The sequence below is a fragment of the Micrococcus sp. KRD096 genome, assembly GCF_017168495.1.
Lineage (GTDB): Bacteria > Actinomycetota > Actinomycetes > Actinomycetales > Micrococcaceae > Micrococcus > Micrococcus luteus.
Map to the genome: position 1 here is coordinate 153,435 of NZ_JABFAY010000015.1, position 17,061 is coordinate 170,495.

Annotated in this window: 12 protein-coding genes and 2 pseudogenes; 8 read left to right on the forward strand and 6 right to left on the reverse strand. The window is 74.3% G+C overall.

Features of this window, described 5'->3' with window-relative positions; all coding sequences use genetic code 11:
* A pseudogene (locus J1M41_RS06895) lies at positions 1–355 on the reverse strand (MFS transporter); the annotation flags it as partial.
* A gap of 65 nt (positions 356–420) precedes the next feature.
* On the opposite strand from J1M41_RS06895, the gene J1M41_RS06900 reads away from it, so the two are divergent.
* Complete coding sequence (locus tag J1M41_RS06900; RefSeq protein WP_073116745.1) at positions 421–1,911, forward strand: NCS2 family permease; 1,491 nt, start codon at positions 421–423, stop codon at positions 1,909–1,911.
* 102 nt (positions 1,912–2,013) lie between these two features.
* Positions 2,014–4,260, forward strand: coding sequence for a S9 family peptidase (locus tag J1M41_RS06905; RefSeq protein WP_206451419.1), 2,247 nt, complete (start codon positions 2,014–2,016; stop codon positions 4,258–4,260).
* A 12-nt stretch (positions 4,261–4,272) separates the two neighbouring features.
* Here J1M41_RS06905 and J1M41_RS06910 read toward each other — a convergent pair whose 3' ends face one another.
* Positions 4,273–6,156: a glycoside hydrolase family 15 protein gene (locus tag J1M41_RS06910; protein WP_010080321.1), complete on the reverse strand. Its 1,884-nt coding sequence runs from the start codon at positions 6,154–6,156 to the stop codon at positions 4,273–4,275.
* Positions 6,157–6,318: 162 nt separating this feature from the next.
* Between J1M41_RS06910 and J1M41_RS06915 the strand changes: the two genes are divergently transcribed.
* From J1M41_RS06915 to J1M41_RS06935, 5 genes are all read left to right on the forward strand, one after another.
* Entirely contained in the window at positions 6,319–7,719 is a 1,401-nt protein-coding gene (locus tag J1M41_RS06915) for a glucose-6-phosphate dehydrogenase (RefSeq protein WP_206451420.1), read from the forward strand.
* A 186-nt stretch (positions 7,720–7,905) separates the two neighbouring features.
* Positions 7,906–8,877 carry a 1,4-dihydroxy-2-naphthoyl-CoA synthase gene (locus J1M41_RS06920; RefSeq protein ID WP_158184919.1) on the forward strand — a complete coding sequence of 324 codons (972 nt, stop codon included), beginning with the start codon at positions 7,906–7,908 and terminating at the stop codon, positions 8,875–8,877.
* Positions 8,878–8,907: 30 nt separating this feature from the next.
* Positions 8,908–10,473 carry an aspartate:alanine exchanger family transporter gene (locus J1M41_RS06925; protein WP_206451421.1) on the forward strand — a complete coding sequence of 522 codons (1,566 nt, stop codon included), beginning with the start codon at positions 8,908–8,910 and terminating at the stop codon, positions 10,471–10,473.
* Between the two features lie 66 nt (positions 10,474–10,539).
* A complete protein-coding gene (locus J1M41_RS06930) occupies positions 10,540–11,721 on the forward strand; it encodes an AMP-binding protein (RefSeq protein WP_206451422.1) in 1,182 nt (393 codons plus the stop codon).
* 127 nt (positions 11,722–11,848) lie between these two features.
* Positions 11,849–12,721, forward strand: a complete 873-nt coding sequence (locus tag J1M41_RS06935; RefSeq protein ID WP_206451423.1) for a 1,4-dihydroxy-2-naphthoate polyprenyltransferase — start codon at positions 11,849–11,851, stop codon at positions 12,719–12,721.
* 57 nt (positions 12,722–12,778) lie between these two features.
* On the opposite strand, the gene J1M41_RS06940 is transcribed toward J1M41_RS06935, so the two are convergent.
* Positions 12,779–13,054: a DUF4229 domain-containing protein gene (locus J1M41_RS06940; protein WP_010080315.1), complete on the reverse strand. Its 276-nt coding sequence runs from the start codon at positions 13,052–13,054 to the stop codon at positions 12,779–12,781.
* Positions 13,055–13,123: 69 nt separating this feature from the next.
* Between J1M41_RS06940 and J1M41_RS06945 the strand changes: the two genes are divergently transcribed.
* On the forward strand, positions 13,124–13,528 hold the full coding sequence (locus J1M41_RS06945; RefSeq protein WP_069941754.1) for a PLDc N-terminal domain-containing protein: 405 nt from the start codon (positions 13,124–13,126) through the stop codon (positions 13,526–13,528).
* A 15-nt stretch (positions 13,529–13,543) separates the two neighbouring features.
* Here J1M41_RS06945 and ccsB read toward each other — a convergent pair whose 3' ends face one another.
* The 3 genes and pseudogenes from ccsB to J1M41_RS06960 all read right to left on the reverse strand — a co-directional run bounded on the left by ccsB (position 13,544) and on the right by J1M41_RS06960 (position 17,050).
* Positions 13,544–14,641 (reverse strand): c-type cytochrome biogenesis protein CcsB, encoded by a 1,098-nt coding sequence (ccsB, locus tag J1M41_RS06950; protein WP_206451424.1) that lies wholly within the window; start codon positions 14,639–14,641, stop codon positions 13,544–13,546.
* A gap of 13 nt (positions 14,642–14,654) precedes the next feature.
* Positions 14,655–16,298, reverse strand: a pseudogene (locus J1M41_RS06955) (cytochrome c biogenesis protein ResB); the annotation flags it as partial.
* On the reverse strand, positions 16,295–17,050 hold the full coding sequence (locus tag J1M41_RS06960; protein WP_041104065.1) for a cytochrome c biogenesis CcdA family protein: 756 nt from the start codon (positions 17,048–17,050) through the stop codon (positions 16,295–16,297). The gene J1M41_RS06960 and the pseudogene J1M41_RS06955, both read right to left, overlap by 4 nt.
* Positions 17,051–17,061 lie beyond the last annotated feature (11 nt).

The window sequence follows — 17,061 nt, forward strand, 5'->3', positions numbered from 1 at the left end:
GCCCCGGCTCGGCCACCCCCGCCGCCGACGACCCCGAGGACACCCCGGCCGTCGTCGCCCAGGCCAGGCCTGCGCCGGCCGTGCCGAGCACGGCGGAGACGACCATGGTGACCCGCTCCCCCGCCCGGGCCGCGAGCGCCGAGGCCGGCCCGTTGGCCACGAGCGAGCCGAGCCCCACCAGCAGCACGACGGCGGCCGCCCGCGCCGCGTCCAGGCCGAGGGCCAGCGCCGCCACCGCGAGCGCGGGCGTCATGGCGCCCAGGCCGACGGCGTAGACGGTGGAGGGGGCGTAGATCTGCACGGCGTCGCGCAGCGCCTCCCGGGTGCGGGCGGCGGAGGCGGAGCGGGGACGCATGCCCGCGAGCGTAGCGGGACGGCACGCGCGCGATCGTCGTGGGACCGGGTCACTACGCTGGTGCCATGGCCTCCCGCACCGCCTCTCCACCGCCCTCGCCCGCCCCGTCCACCGCCGCTCCCCGCGGCGCCCTGGACCGGTACTTCCGCATCACCGAGCGCGGCTCGTCGGTGGGCCAGGAGTTCCGCGGCGGCCTCGCCACGTTCCTGGCGATGAGCTACATCGTGGTGCTGAACCCGCTGATCCTGTCCGGGCCGGACTCGGCCGGGAACACCCTGGGCATCCCCGCCGTGGCCGCCGTGACCGCGCTCGTGGCGGGCGTCATGACCATCGTCATGGGCGTGTGGGCGCGGCACCCGTTCGCGGTGGCCGCGGGCCTGGGCGTCTCCGCGTTCGTCTCCATCACCATCGCCACGACGCCGGGGCTCACCTGGCCCCAGCTGATGGGCCTCGTCACCCTCGCCGGTCTCGTGATGCTGCTGCTCGTGGTGACCGGCTTCCGCCGCGCTGTGTTCGACGCGGTCCCGGAGGCGCTGAAGTCCGGCATCGTGGTGGGCATCGGCCTGTTCATCGCACTGATCGGCCTCGTCAACGCCGGGTTCGTGCGGCGGCTGCCGGACGCCGCCGACACGACGGTCCCGGTGGGCCTGGGCACGGGCGGCGAGCTCGAGGGCTGGCCCGTGCTGGTCTTCGTCGTCGGGCTGCTGCTGACCGCGGTCCTCGTGATCCGCAAGGTGCGCGGCGCGATCCTGATCGGCATCGTCGCGGCGACGATCCTCGCCAACGTACTGGAGGCCGTGTTCCACATCGGCCCCTCCGTGGACGCCGACGGGAACGCCGTGCCCACCGGCTGGTCCCTGATCGCCCCCTCCCTGCCCGAGTGGACCGCCCCGGACCTGCACCTGCTCGGCAGCGTGGACCTGTTCGGCGCCTTCACCTCCGTGGGCGGGCTGATGGCCTCCCTGCTCGTGTTCGCGATCCTGCTCTCCGTGTTCTTCGACGCGATGGGCGTCTCCGTGGGCCTGGCCCGCGAGGCCGGCACCGTGAACCCGGACGGCTCCATCCCCGACCTGAACCGGGTGCTCGCCGCGGACGCGCTCGCGGTCGCCGTGGGCGGCGGCGCCTCCGGCTCGGCGCACCAGATCTTCGTGGAGTCCGGCACCGGCATCGGCGAGGGTGCCCGGACCGGCCTGGCCTCCGTGTTCACCGGCCTGTTCTTCCTCGCGGCCGTGTTCCTCTCCCCGCTCATCCACCTCGTGCCGTTCGAGGCCGTGGCCCCCGCGCTCGTGGTGGTCGGGTTCATGATGTGCCAGCACGTGGTGCAGATCGACTGGTCCGACCCGGGCGCGGCCTTCCCCGCGTTCCTCACGTTCATCCTCATGCCGTTCACCTACTCGATCGTCAACGGCATCGGCGCCGGCGTGGTGGCCTACGCGGTGATCCGCACGGGCCAGGGCCGCGGCCGCGAGGTGCACCCGCTGCTGTGGTTCGTGGCGCTCGCGTTCGTCGCGTACTTCGGGCTCGGCGTGGTCCGGGCGGCGCTCGGCCTGAACTGACCCGCCACCCCCGACAGCGGCGCACCGGACCGGTGCGCCGCCGTCGTCGTGTGCGGCGCGGGGTGTCGGCCCCGCCCCGCGCGGCGTGATGGGATGGGCCGCATGCCCCAGACCACGTCGCACGCCCCCGTCCCGCCGTCCGCCTCCGCCGAGCCCGTGACCCGCCGCCACCACGGCCACACGTTCCAGGACGACTTCGAGTGGCTGCGCGGCAAGGCGGAGCCCCGCGTGCTCGAGCACCTGGCCGCCGAGAACGCGTACACCGAGGCCGTGACCGCGGACCAGGCGCCGCTGCGCGAGGCGATCGTCGGTGAGATCAAGGCCCGCACGGTGGAGACGGACCGCTCCGTGCCCGCCCGCCGGGACGGGTGGTGGTACTTCGTGCGCACCCGCGAGGGCGCCGAGTACCCGATCCACTGCCGCGTGCCCGCACGCGACACCGGCGACCTCGAGGCCGACTGGACCCCGCCCGTCATCACCCCGGAGGCGGCCCTGCCGGGCGAGCAGGTGATCCTGGACGGCAACGCCGAGGCCGAGGGCCACCCGTTCTTCGCGCTCGGCGGCCTGCACATCAGCCCGGACGCCACACGGGTGGCCTACGCCGTGGACCACACCGGCGACGAGCGGTTCACCCTGCGCGTGCGCGAGATCGCCACGGGCGAGGACCTGCCGGACGCCGTCGAGAACGTGGCCCACGGTGTCCGCTTCGACCGCTCGGGCACCCGCGTGTTCTACACCGTGTGGGACGACTCGTGGCGGCCGTACCAGGTCAAGGCCCACGTGCTCGGCACCGACCCGGCCGAGGACGTGCTCCTGCACGAGGAGGCCGACCCGGGCATGTGGACCGGCTTCGAGGGCGTCGCCGACCGCACCCAGCTGCTGATCGGCGTCGGCAACTCGGAGGTCTCCGAGACCCTCGTGGTCGACCTGCCGGAGGACCCCGCCGCGCCCCTGCCGGCCCCGCGCGTGCTGATCCCCCGCGCGTGGCGGATGCTCGCCGACGTCGAGCCCGTCACCGACGCCGACGGCGTCCGCCGGCTGCTCGTGGTCCACGACCGCGCCCTGGACGACGACGGCGCCCCCGTCGCCGCGCCCAACGGGATGCTCTCGGTGGTCGCCGAGGCGGACGTCGCCGACCGCGGCGCCTGGCGCACCGTCGTGCCGCACCGCGAGGACGTGAAGGTCGACGGTGTCATGGTCACCCTGACCCACGCCGCCCTGGCCGTGCGCCGGGAGACGACCCCGCGCGTCGTCGTCACCGAGCTGGACGCCGTGCTGGCCGGGCAGGCCGCGCACTGGCGCGAGCCCGCGTTCGACGAGGAGCTCTACGCGTGCCATCTGTCCGCGACGGCGGCCGAGTCCCCGTTCCTGCGGCTGGCCTACACGTCCTGGATCACGCCCGCGCGCGTGCTGGACGTCTCGGCGGCGACGGGCGAGGTGCACCTGCGCCGCGAGACGGAGGTGCCCGGCTACGACCCGGCCGACTACGTGGCCGAGCGCGTGTGGGCGCCGGCGTCCGAGCCGTCGTCGGTGACCGGGGAGGACGTGCGGATCCCCGTCACCGTGATCCGGCGCCGCGACGTGAAGCCGGACGGGACGGCCCCGTGCGTGGTGTACGGCTACGGCTCCTACGAGATGTCCATGGACCCCGTGCTGGGTGTGGCCCGGCTGTCCCTGCTGGACCGGGGCGTGGTGTTCGCGGTCGCGCACGTGCGCGGCGGCGGCGAACTGGGCCGGCGCTGGTACGAGGACGGCAAGAAGCTGGCCAAGCGGCACTCCTTCACGGACTTCGTGGACGCCACCCGGCACCTCGTGGACCTCGGCTGGGCGGACCCGGCGCGTGTGGCCTGCATGGGCGGCTCGGCCGGCGGCCTGCTCATGGGCGCGGTACTGAACCTCGCGCCGGAGCTGTACCGGGCGTGCCTGGCGGTGGTGCCGTTCGTGGATGCGCTCACCACCATCCTCGACCCGGAGCTGCCGCTGTCCGCGCTCGAGTGGGAGGAGTGGGGCAACCCGATCGAGGACGCGGCCGTGTACGAGGCCATGCGCGCCTACACCCCGTACGAGAACGTGCGGGCGGTGGACTACCCGGCGATCGCCGCGGTCACCAGCCTGCACGACACCCGCGTGCTCTACGTGGAGCCCGCCAAGTGGGTGGCGCAGCTGCGCCGCACCGTCACCTCGGACCAGGCGAGGCCGCTGGCCGACGGCGGCGCGCCCGTGCTGCTGCGCACCGAGATGGACGGTGGGCACGGGGGCGCCTCCGGCCGGTACCAGGGCTGGGAGGACACCGCGTGGGAGTACGCGTTCCTGCTCGCGGCGCTGGGGGCCGTCGAGCGGCTGGACTGACGGGGCGGACGGTCAAGCCTCGGCCGCGCCGCGGGCGTCCTCCAGGGCGTCCACGGCGCGGATCAGGCCCAGGTGGGAGAACGCCTGCGGGAAGTTGCCCGCCATCCGGTCCAGCTCGTCGTCGTACTCCTCGGCCATGAGCAGCAGGTCGTTGGCACAGTCGTCCAGGCGGGCCATGAGGCGCTCCGCGTCCTCGACGCGGCCGGATCGGGCGTACTGCTCCACGAGCCAGAAGGCGCACATGATGAACGGCGCCTCCTCGCCCGGCAGCCCGTCCATGCCGGTGGCGCGGTACCGCATCACCAGGCCGGTCTGGGTGACGAGGTCCTCCTCCACGCGGGCCACCGTGGCGAGCATGTGCGGATCGTCGTGGGGCACGAAGCCGGTGTGGGGGATCTGCAGCAGGGAGGCGTCCGTCTCCGTGGAGCCGTAGGTCTGCCGGAAGGCGCCGTCCTCGTCCACGCCCTCGGTGAGGATCTCCTCCCGCAGCTCCTCCCGCGCCCGCTCCCAGGCCTCGAGCTCGTCGTCGCGGGCCGGCAGCCCGTGGTCCCGGGCGGCGTGCAGGGCCTGGTCCAGGGCGGCCCACATCATCACGCGGCCGTGCGTGAAGAACGCGGGCTCGCCCCGCATCTCCCACAGGCCGTGCTCCTTCGTGTCCCGGTGCGCCAGCAGGCGCTCCACGAGCCGCTTCTGCAGCGTCCAGGACCACGGGTCCTCCCCCACGCCCGCGTCCCGCAGCTTCCCGAGGGCGAGCATCACCGTGCCGATCACGTCCGCCTGCCACTGGTCCGCGGCCCCGTTGCCCACGTGCACGGGGCGCGAGCCCTCGTAGCCGGGCAGGTGCTCGAGGTCCCGCTCGGGCATGCGGCGCCCGCCGGAGAGCGTGTACATGATCTGCACGTCCTGCGGGTCGCCGGCGATCGCGCGCAGCAGCCAGTCCCGCCAGGCCTTGGCGTCCTCCGTGTGGTTGTGGGCCATGAGCGCCTCGAGGGTGAGGGCGGTGTCCCGCAGCCACACGTAGCGGTAGTCCCAGTTGCGCACGCCCCCGATGTCCTCCGGCAGGCTCGCGGTGGGGGCGGCCACGATGCCGCCCGTGTCCCGGTGGGTCAGGCCCTTGAGCACCAGCAGGGAGCGGGCCACCCGGTCGGCGCGCGGGCCGGTGGCCTCCAGCTCGCCCAGCCACTCCACCCAGCCGGCCACGGTGGCCTCGAGGGCCCGCTCCGCGTTCGGGGCGGCCGGCGCCATGAACCACGAGGGGTACCAGGCGAGCGTCCATGCGGCGGACCCGCCCTCCTCCAGCGGGGTGCTGCCGCGGTGGCTCAGCCCGTCCGGGCTCAGGTCCGGCCCGTGCACGGCCAGGGCGTCGCCGCCGGCGACCACCGCGAGGAAGGACTCCCCCGCCGGGTCGGTCTGCCGGGACACCCACGGGGTCACCTCGCCGTAGTCCAGCCGGACGTGGAGCCGCTGCTCCACGCTCACGCGGCCGGCGGTGCAGCGCACGAGCCGCACCAGGTCCGCCCGGGCCTGTTCGCCCTCGCCCGTCGAGGCGAGCGCGCCGCCGTCGTCGTCCACCGCCACGCCGGAGCCGCGATGGCTGGTCAGCGGCATGAACTCGAGGACCTCCGCCTCCCCCTCGGGGCCGCGCCAGCGCGTGCGCAGCACGAGCGTGCCGGGCAGGTAGGCGCGCTCCACGACCTCGCCGTCGGCGATCCGCAGGCTCCACTGCCCGTGCTCCGGCTCGCCCAGCAGGGAGGTGAATACGGACGGGGCGTCGAACCGGGGCAGGCACAGCCACGTCACGTCCCCCTCGCGGGTGACGAGCGCCCCCGAGTGCTGGTTGGACAGGTACGCGTGGTCCTCGATGAGCGGCGGGCGGCGGGGGGTCGTCGTGGTCATGCCCTCCAGTCCATCATCCGCGACGCGCGGCGGGCCAGGGCTGAGGCCGCGCCCGGCCCGGCGGGCATGGACGGGCACGCATGGACGGGCACGCATGGACTGGATCGGCGGGCCGACGGGAGACTGGCCGGGACCGCCCGCCGCCGACGCCGAAGGACACCCATGACCTCCCCCGCCGACCGCGACGATGTCGCCCTGATCATCCTGGGCGCCACCGGTGACCTCACCTCGCGCCTGCTGCTGCCCGGCCTGGCCGGTGCGCTGGCCGCCCACGACCTGCCGCGGGTGACGCTCGTGGGCTCCTCCCACAGCGAGCACAGCACGGACGAGTGGCGCTCGATCGTGCGCGAGGGCCTCGCGCGCGCCGCCCTGGACGAGGACGAGGTCGAGGACCTCGTCGCGCGCGCCGCGTGGCACACCGCCGACGCCACGGACGCCGACGACCTGCGCGCCCTGTTCGAGACGGCCCGCGAGGCCGCCGGCCCGGACGCCGCGCCCGTGCTGTACTTCGCCCTCGGCCCCGGCATCACGCGGGAGGCCGTGGGCGCGCTCGCCGGCTTGGAAGACCTGCCGGACGGGCTGCGCCTGGCCCTGGAGAAGCCGTTCGGCGAGGACGAGGAGAGCGCCCGCGAGCTCAACGCGGTGCTGGCCGACGTCGTCGAGGAGGACCGCGTGTTCCGCGTGGACCACTTCCTGGGCGAGTCCATGGTCACCGCGCTGCTCGGGCTGCGCACCGCGAACCGGCTGCTGGGGCGCGTGTGGGGCGGGCGTGACGTGGAGCGGGTCGACGTGGTGGTGGACGAGACGATCGCGCTCGAGGGGCGCGCCGAGTTCTACGACGGCACCGGCGCGCTAAAGGACATGGTCCAGTCGCACCTGCTGCAGGTGCTGGCCATGGCGGCGCTCGAGCCGCCGGAGCGGCTGCGTCCGCAGGAACTGCACGACGCCGTCGTCGAGGTCCTGCGCGCCACCCGGGTGTGGCAGGACGACCCCGTGGCCGCCTCCCGCCGCGCCCGCTACACCGCCGGCGAGGTGGACGGCGAGCGGATCCCCGCCTACGCGGAGGAGGAGGGCGTGGACCCCGGGCTGCGGACCGAGACACTGGCCGAGGTCACCCTCGCCGTGGACACCGAGCGGTGGCGCGGCGTGCCGTTCCGGCTGCGCTCCGGCAAGGCGCTGGGCCGGAAGCGGTGGGAGGTGGCGCTGACCCTGCGGGCGCCCGAGGACGTGCCGGAGGGCCTCTCGCCCGCGGAGGGCCGGGACCGGATCGTGGTGGGCCTGGACCCGCGCGAGGTGCGGATCGAGCTCGCCGTGGACGGGGCCGACACCCCGTTCGACGCCGAGCGGCGCACCCTCGCCGCCGACCTGGGCGAGGAGCAGGTGGACGCCTACGGGGAGGTGCTGCGCGGCATCCTCACCGGGCAGACGCTGCTGAGCGTGCGCGGCGACGCCGCCGAGGAGTGCTGGCGGATCCTGGCGCCGGTGCTCGCCGCGTGGGAGGCCGAGGAGGTGCCGCTGGACGAGTACCCGGCCGGGTCGGCGGGGCCGGCGGGCTGGGGGTGAGGGGGCCGAGAGGCGCCGTGGCACCGATATGACCCTTCTCAGCGCTCTTCAGTCCCTGAGAAGGGCCGTTCCGGTGCCGAGGATGCTGCGCGGCTGAGCTCCCGTTCCTCGAACGAGAGCGCCGCTGGGGGCTCCCGTTTCCCGAACGAAGGCGCGGGGTGGCGGGCCGCCGGTACTGTTCTGGGCATGAGCGAGCAGCACCGCCTGGACCGTGACCGCCTCCCCGAGCAGGTCTCCGACCTCTTCGACCCCGTGCGCTGGCGCGTGGTCGAGGGCTTCGACTTCGAGGACCTGACCTACCACCGCCAGGTGGAGCGCGACGCCGACGGCCGCTGGGTGCGCGACCTGCCGACGGTGCGCATCGCCTTCGACCGCCCCGAGGTCCGCAACGCGTTCCGCCCCGGTACCGTGGACGAGCTCTACCGCGCCCTCGACCACGCCCGCATGACCCCGGACGTGGGCACGGTGCTGCTCACCGGCAACGGCCCCTCCCCCAAGGACGGCGGCCACGCGTTCTGCTCCGGCGGGGACCAGCGCATCCGAGGCCGCGACGGCTACCGCTACGCCGAGGGGGAGACGGCCGAGACCATCGACCCGGCCCGCGCCGGACGCCTCCACATCCTCGAGGTCCAGCGCCTGATGCGCACCTCCCCCAAGGCGATCATCGCCGTCGTGAACGGCTGGGCGGCCGGCGGCGGCCACTCACTCCACGTGGTCGCGGACCTCACCCTGGCCTCCCGCGAGCACGGGAAGTTCAAGCAGACGGACGCCACCGTGGGCTCCTTCGACGCCGGCTACGGCTCGGCCCTGCTCGCTCGGCAGGTGGGCCAGAAGCGCGCCCGCGAGATCTTCTTCACGGCGCGCGAGTACTCGGCCGAGGAGATGGTGGCCATGGGCGCGGTGAACGAGGCCGTGGACCACGAGCGCCTCGAGGAGGTCGCCCTCGAGTACGCCGCGGACATCAACCGTCAGTCCCCCCAGGCCCTGCGCATGCTCAAGTTCGCGTTCAACCTCCCCGACGACGGCATGGCCGGCCAGCAGGTCTTCGCCGGCGAGGCCACGCGCATGGCCTACATGACGGACGAGGCCGTGGAGGGCCGGGACGCGTTCCTGCAGAAGCGCGACCCGGACTGGTCCGCCTTCCCGTACCACTTCTGACCGACCACCAGGCAGGACGGAGACCCGCCCATGCTCGCACTGCTCAACGACCAGCCCATCCTCGTCCTCATGGCCACCGTCGCCCTGGGCGCCGCCGTCGGCACCATCCCCCTGGGCAAGATCCGCCTCGGCGCCTCGGGAGCACTGTTCGTGGGCCTGCTCGTCGGGGCGGTGCTGCCCGACGTCGGCGACCGGCTGGCCCTGTTCCAGAGCTTCGGCCTGGCCCTGTTCGCCTACCTGATCGGGCTCGGCGCCGGCAAGGTGTTCTTCCGGGACCTGCGCCGCAACCTGCCCCTGATGCTGGCCGCCGTCGTCGTGGTGATCCTCACCGCCTTCACGGTGCACCCCCTGGCCGCGCTGCTCAACCTGGACCTGCCGACGGCGATCGGCGTGTGGACGGGTTCGCTCACCGCGACGCCGGCGATGGCGCTGGCGAACCAGCTCACCGGCGGGCAGGCCCCGGCCGTGGGCTACGGGCTGTCCTACCTGGTGGGCGTGGTCGGCACCATCATCGCGATCACCGTGCTCGCCGCCCGCCCGTGGAGCAGTTCCCCGCGCGATCCGGCGCCGGTGACCGACGGCAAGCTGCGCTTCACCGCCGCGGCCGCCACCTCCGCCCTCGCCGTGCGGGAGATCCCCGGGATCTCCGAGGGGCTGGTGCGCGTGGTGGCGCTGCGCCGCGGCGGCGTGGCCCGGATCGCCGGTTCCGCCGACCGGATCGAACCCGGGGACGAGGTCGTCCTGGACGGCACGGAGAAGAACATCGACGCGGCCGTGCAGGCCTTCGGCCGCCGCACCGACGCCGACCCGGCGCGGGTGATGAACCCGCTGCAGACCTCCATGGTCATCGTCACGGCCCGCGCCCTGGCCGATCGCCGCCTGGGCACGCTGTCCCTGCGCGAGCGCTTCGGCACCGACGTCGCCCGGCTGCGGCGGGACGACGTCGAGTCGTTGGCCACCCCGCAGACCGAGCTCAAGGTCGGCGACCGGGTGCTCATCGTGACCACCGCGCCGCGGATGGAGGCGGTGCGCGACTTCTTCGGCAACTCGACGCGCGGGCTCTCGGACCTGGACTGGATCTCCCTGGGCACGGGCATGGCGCTGGGCTACCTGCTGGGCATGGTGACGATCCCGCTTCCGGGCGGGGCCTCCTTCTCCCTCGGCCCGGCGGCCGGGTGCATCCTCGTCGGTCTCGCCCTCGGTGCGATCGGCCGAACGGGACCCACGGTGTGGGAGCCGTCCACGGAGATCGCACTGACGCTGCGGCAGTTCGGCCTCATGCTCTTCCTGGGCGTGGTGGGCCTGGCCGCCGGCCCGGCGTTCATCGAGACGGTGTTCACCCGGGTCGGCGGGCTGGCCATCCTGATGTCCGCCGTGCTCACCGCGCTGACCGCGGCCCTGCTCATCGCCGCGGCACGGCTGCTGGGGCAGTCCGTGGATCGCACCTTCGGGGCGCTGGCGGGCATCACGGGCCAGCCGGCGATCCTGGACTACGCGCTCTCCCGCTCCACCGACGCCCGCGTGACCGAGGGGTACGCCCAGCTGTTCGCCCTGATCATGGTGGTCAAGATCGCCACCGTGCCGTTCATGCTCTGACCGGCCGGGCGGATCCGGTCCGCCGGGCGGGTCCGTCCGACCGTCGGGCCTCCTACACTCGGGGCCATGCCCGCCACCGCCGACGCCCTCGCCCGCGCCACGGACGCCCTCGCCGCGGCCTTCGACGGCGGCGCCCCCGTCGAGCTGACCGCCGACGGCGCCGCGCTCCCCCGACCCGAGGCCCGCGACCCGCGCCGCTGCGGCGACCCGGACGCCGTCGCCGTGGTGCGCACCTCCGGGTCCACGGGCACGCCGAAGCAGATCGTCCTGACCGGCGCGGCCCTGCGCGCCTCGGCCGCGGCCACGGCCCGGCGGCTCGGCGGCGAGGGGGCGTGGCTGCTGGCCCTCGGCGTGCACTACGTGGCCGGGCTCGCCGTGCTCTCCCGCTCGATCGCGGCCGGGACCGCACCCGTGGCCCTGCCCCCGGGCCCGTTCACGCCCGCGGCGTTCGCCACCGGGGCGGCCGCCCTGCCCGACGACGCCGGCCCCCGGCTCGTCTCGCTCGTCCCCACCCAGCTCGCCCGCCTCCTCGCGGCCGACGCCGACCCGGCCGGGCGGGCGGCCCTGCGCTCCTTCGACCGCGTGCTCGTGGGCGGCGCCCGGCTCGATCCCGCGCTGCGGGCCGCGGCCGAGGCGGCGAGGGTGCGCCTCACCGCCACCTACGGCATGGCCGAGACGTGCGGCGGCTGCGTCTACGACGGCGTGCCGCTGCCCGGCGTCACCGCCGCGGTGGCCCCGGACGACCCCGACGCCCCGCCGCGCGTGCGCCTGGCCGGGCCCATGGTGGCGGCCGGCTACCTCGACGACCCCGCCCGCACCGCCGCCCACTTCGTCACCGCCGCGGACGGCGCCCGCGCCTTCCTGACCGAGGACACGGGCGTGCTCTCCCCCACCGACGACGGCGGCGTGCGGCTGGCCGTGACCGGCCGCCTGGACGACGTCGTCATCACGGGCGGGGTGAAGGTGTCCGCGGCGGCGGTGACCGCGGTGCTCGAGGCGCACCCGGGCGTCGCGGCGGCCCACGTGGCCGGCGTGCCGGATCCCGAGTGGGGCGCCCGGCTGTGCGCCGCCGTCGTGCCCGCCCACGAGGCCGCGGCCCCCGACGAGGCCGTCCTGCGCGCCCACGTGCGCGCGGCGCTGGGTGCGGCCGCGGTGCCCAAGACGTGGCTCGTCCTCGACGCCCTGCCCCTGCTCTCCACCGGCAAGACCGACCGGCAGGCCCTGGCCGCCCGGTTCACCGCCGGCTGAGCGCCGCCCCGCCCGCGTGGGAGAATGACCCGGGCCCGGCCGACGTCGGGCCCCGGCCGCGCGCCGCCGTCGACCCGGCCCGCCGCGCGCCGCTGCCCATCCCGCTCCCCAGGAGGAACCACCGCCCATGGCCGCCACGCTCTCCCAGTGGGTCGCCGCCGCGCGCCCGCGCACGCTGCCCATGGCGATCGCCCCCGTGATCGTCGGTTCAGCCGCCGCTGCGGAGCTCGGCTCCTTCCACCTCGGCGCGGCGCTGCTGGCCCTCGTGGTGTCGCTCGCGCTGCAGATCGGCGTGAACTACGCCAACGACTACTCGGACGGCATCCGCGGCACCGACGACGAGCGCGTCGGCCCCTTCCGGCTCACCGTCTCCGGGCTCGTGCCCGCGGCCCAGGTGAAGCAGGCGGCCTTCGCGTCCTTCGGTCTCGCCGGGCTGGCCGGCCTGGGGCTCATCCTGCTCTCGGGGCACTGGTGGTTCCTGCTGGTCGGCGTCGCCTGCGTGCTGGCCGCGTGGTTCTACACCGGCGGGAAGCGGCCGTACGGGTACCTCGGCCTCGGTGAGGTGTTCGTGTTCGTGTTCTTCGGGCTGGTGGCCGTCCTCGGCACCACGTACACCCAGGCCGGCGCCGTCAGCGGCCTGGCCTGGGCCGGCGCGATCGGCTGCGGGCTGATCTCCACGGCCCTGCTCATGGCCAACAACATCCGGGACATCCCCACGGACCGCGAGGTCGGGAAGATGACGCTGGCCGCCCGCCTGGGCGACGGACCCGCGCGGGCGTCCTACGGCGTCATGCTGGCCGTCGCCCTGCTGCTGCCGCTGTTCTGGGTGGCGGTGCACCCGGGGCTGCTGCTCGTGCCGATCGGCGGCTTGCTCGCGATCCGGCCGATCCGCACGGTGCTGCGCGCCGACGACCGCCGGGCGCTGATTCCGGTGCTGCGCGCGACCGGCGTGATCGGGATCGTCTACGCGATCACGTTCACCCTCGGCGCGCTGCTCTGAGCCGCACGGGATGACGGCGGCGTCGGCGGCGTCATGCGCCCCGTCGCCCCGCGGGGCTCACTCGCGGAACCGGCCCTCGGTGTAGGCGTCCTCGGCGTCCGCGTCGGCGGTCTCGGTGCGGCCCCGGCGGCCCGGGCGGCCCTCCCACGCGGCGGACAGGTCCTCGGTGGCCCCCGTGCGCAGGCGGCCGAGGAAGAGGTAGCTGACCGCGAACGTCAGGATCGTGGCGGCGATCACCCCGAAGATCATCCCGAGGTCCATCACGTAGTAGAACAGCGCCCACAGGGCGACGAAGACGACCACGCGGACCAGACCGTAGAAGAAGATGCGCACCGGTCCATCCTACGAGGACGGGCGCCCCGCCCGCCCGCCGATCCCACAGCCCGCGCCTAGACTGGAGGGATGGGCCGCTTCATCATCCCCGCCGCGATCATCCTCGCCGGACTGACTCTCTACGCGCTGTTCGAGGCGCTGCTGACCCCCGCCCGCGAGGTGCGCAGCCTGCCGAAGCCGGCGTGGGTGGCGGTCATCGTGCTCGTGCCGCTCGTGGGGCCGCTGCTGTGGCTGCTGCTCGGGCGTGCCCGCCCGGCCGGTGCGGGCGGCCGCCCTGCGCCCCGGCCCACCGGGGCCCCGGACGACGACGAGGCGTTCCTGCGCAGCCTGCGCATGCAGCGCCGCCAGGACGCCCGCGAGCAGGACCTGGACCGCCGCGAGGCCGAGCTGCGCGCCCGCGAGGAGGAGCTGCGCCGTCGTCGGGAGCAGGGCGACGACGACGCCGACCCGGACGGCGACGGCCCGCGCGCCTGAGGGGCCCCGCCGGACTCAGCCGGGCAGACCCGCGTACGAGTGCAGGCCCGGGAAGTACGTGTTGACGATCGTGTAGTTGAACACGATGCACAGGAAGCCCACGATGCTCAGCCACGCGGCGCGGGCACCGGTCCAGCCGCGGGTGGCGCGGGCGTGCAGGTACGCCGCGTACACCACCCAGATCACGAAGGTCCAGACCTCCTTGGTGTCCCAGTTCCAGTAGCGGCCCCACGCGGCCTCGGCCCAGATCGCACCGGCGATCAGCGTGAAGGTCCACATGACGAAGCCGACGGCGTTGAGGCGGTAGGACCAGTTCTCCAGCCCCTGCGCGGCCGGCACGAGGCGCAGGAACGCCCACGAGCGCTCGCCCGCCGCAGCGCGCTTCTCCGCGCGGTCCTGCAGCAGCTGCAGCACGGACATCGCGGCGGTCAGCGCGAACAGCGAGCTGGCCAGCACGGCGATGGACACGTGGATGACGAGCCACGGCGTCTGCAGCGGCGGCTGGAGGTGGCCCACCGGCGTCGGGAAGCCCATGGTGGCCGCGCACATCATCGCCACGACGATGCCGGTGACGAACGTGCCCACGAAGCGCAGATCCTTGCGCAAGAGGAACAGCAGGTAGACGGTCGTGATCACGAGCGCGCCCGTGGTCATGAACTCGTACAGGTTGCCCCACGGCACCCGGGAGGCGGCGAGGCCGCGGGCGACGACGGCGAACGCGTGCAGCGCCCAGCCGACGGCCAGCACGGCCACGGCCACGTTGGCGACCGGGCGGCGGCCGCCGCCCGTGTAGTCCATGTCCTCGTCCACGAGGTCGTCGTCCGCGTCGACGCCGGGCTCGGCGGCGGCCGGCCGGGCCGTGTCGGAGTCGCTCGCGCCGACCGCCGTGGACCCGCCGACGGCGGCCCCCACGGTCTCGCGGGCCGGAGCGGTGCGCACCTGCCCGCGCTGGGCCGCGAGGTCGGCCTCGAGGCGGCGGATGGTGGCCGAGGCGGTGGCCATGTCGATGGTGAACAGGATGAACGCCGCCGCGTACACGAGCGCGGCGATGAGCATGAAGAGGTCGCTGTACAGCGCCAGCTGCTCGTTCACGGGGGCCGTGGGGTTGAACACTGTCAGTCTCCGGGGTGGACTGGGGGGCGGCACCGGCCGCGGCGTCGTCGGTCGTCTCGGTGGCGGCGACGATGGGCCACCACTTCTCCATGGCGGCGCGCAGGGCCACGTGCTCCTCGTGGAGACCGAACTCCTCGCCGCGGGCGAGCAGCGCGTACTCCACGCGGGTGCGGCCGTCGTCGTCGGTGCGGGCACGCACCCACACGCGGCGGCGGCGGACGAACAGGCTGATCGCCAGGCCGAGCAGGGCGGTGCCGGCGAACACGCCGACGCCCCACTTGCCCGGGTCGTAGTGGATGTCCAGGCCGACGTAGCGGCGGACGCCGTCGAAGCTGATGGAGCCCTTGCCCTCGGGCAGCTCGTACGTCTGGCCCGGGCTGAGCACGATGCCGCCGTTCTCGTTGGTGCGGCTGTTGAGCTCGGTGAGGGATGCGGTGTCCAGCACGTACACGTTCTGCGGGCGGCCGGTGTCCAGGCCGAGGTCCCCGTAGTACGAGTTCAGCTGCAGCTCCGGGTTGAGCAGCTCGGGGTCCGCGGAGAACGCGGCGCCTTCCTCGTCCTCCACCGCCGAGGGCAGGAAGAAGCCGACGAAGCCCAGCTGGTCCGGCCGCGCGTCGGGGACCTTGATGGTGGCCTGCGAGCCGTAGTTCTGGTCGAACACGCGGGTGACCACGGGGCCCTGGAAGGCCACGTCCCCGGCGCCGTCGCGGACGGTCACCACGGGCGCGTAGCCGTTGCCCACGAGGTAGACGCGCACGCCGTCGATGTCCAGCGGCTGGTTGACCTTGAGGATCTGGCGCTGGAGCTCGCCGCCGGAGCCCTCGCGGACGTCCATGACGGCGGTGTAGTCCAGCGGCTGGCCGTAGTGGGTCTCGGACTCGCGGTCGAACACGGCGTCGAAGGAGTCGAGGGTGAGGGAGAACGGCTGGAGGTCGTCCGCGCTGAAGTAGGTGCCGGGGGTGAAGGAGTCGTAGGCCACGAGGTTGTTGGCGAAGCCCTCGCCCTCCACGATGATCTTCTGCCCGCCGTACTTGGTCATGCCGCCGTAGGCCATGAACACGAGCACGCCGATCAGCGAGACGTGGAACAGGATGTTGCCGATCTCGCGCAGGTATCCGCGCTCGGCGCCCACGGACGCGCCGCCGGCCTCGGGGCGGTGCTCCACGCGGTAGCGGCGCTTGCGCAGCCACGCCTGGGCTCTGGCCACGGCCTCCTCGGGGCTCGGGCCGCCCTCCTCGAGGACGACGACGCCGGAGGCCGGCAGGCGCGTCAGGTTGCGGGGGGTGCGGGCCGGGGGCTGGCGCAGGGCCTTGGCGTGCTGGATGGCGCGCGGCCACACGCAGCCCACGAGGGAGACGAACAGCAGCAGGTAGATGGCCGAGAACCAGACGGAGTTGTAGACGTCGAAGAACTGCAGGGCGTCCAGGACGGGGCCCCAGAAGGGGTGGTCCTCGATCCACTGGTCCACGATCTCGGGGCCGGCACGGCGCTGGGGCACGAGGGAGCCGGGCACGGCGGCGACGGCGAGCAGGAGCAGCAGCATGAGCGCGGTGCTCATGCTGGTCAGCTGGGTCCAGATCCAGCGCAGGGTGCCGGTGAGGCCCAGCTGAGGGAGGGCGACGTCCTCCGAGCGGGCGCGGTCGGCCTTCGAGCTCACAGGGGCATCCTCCATTCGTTGGCGAACCAGAACTGCAGCTGCGTGGTCCAGTGCGTCCACACGCCGGTGACCATGAGCAGGCCGAGCAGCACCAGCAGGGCGCCGCCGAGCCGCATGATCAGCACGCGGTGCCGCGTGAAGAACCCGACCGCCCGCATGCCGCGCTCCATGCCGACGGCGATGAGCACGAACGGCACGCCGAGGCCCAGGCAGTACAGGAACGCCAGGAGCGCCCCGCGCCCGAGCGAGCCGGAGCCCGCAGTGGACATGGCGAGCACGGCCGCCATGGTCGGGCCGATGCACGGGGCCCACCCGAGGCCGAAGGTCATGCCGAGCAGCGGCGCCCCGGCCAGGCCGGCGGCGGGCTTGAGGTGGAGGCGGCGCTCCTGCTGGAGACGTCCGCCACCGCCCATGAACACCAGACCCATGAGCGCCACGAGCACGCCGAGCACGCGGGTGACCCACTGGCCGTCGCGCTGCAGCCACACCATGGCCTGCGTGAAGACCACGCTGATCGCCACGAACACCACGGCGAAGCCGAGCACGAACAGCACGGCGCCGAGCACGAGGCGGCCGCGGCGCCGGGTGGTGAGGACGTCACCGCCCAGGCCGGTGACGTAGCCGAGCCAGCCGGGCACGAGCGGCAGGACGCACGGCGAGAGGAAGGAGATGAGCCCGGCGAGCAGGGCGATCGGGGCCGCGAGCAGCAGTGAGCCGTCCAGCGCGATATCGGCGAAGGGATTGTTCTGCATGGACACGGCGG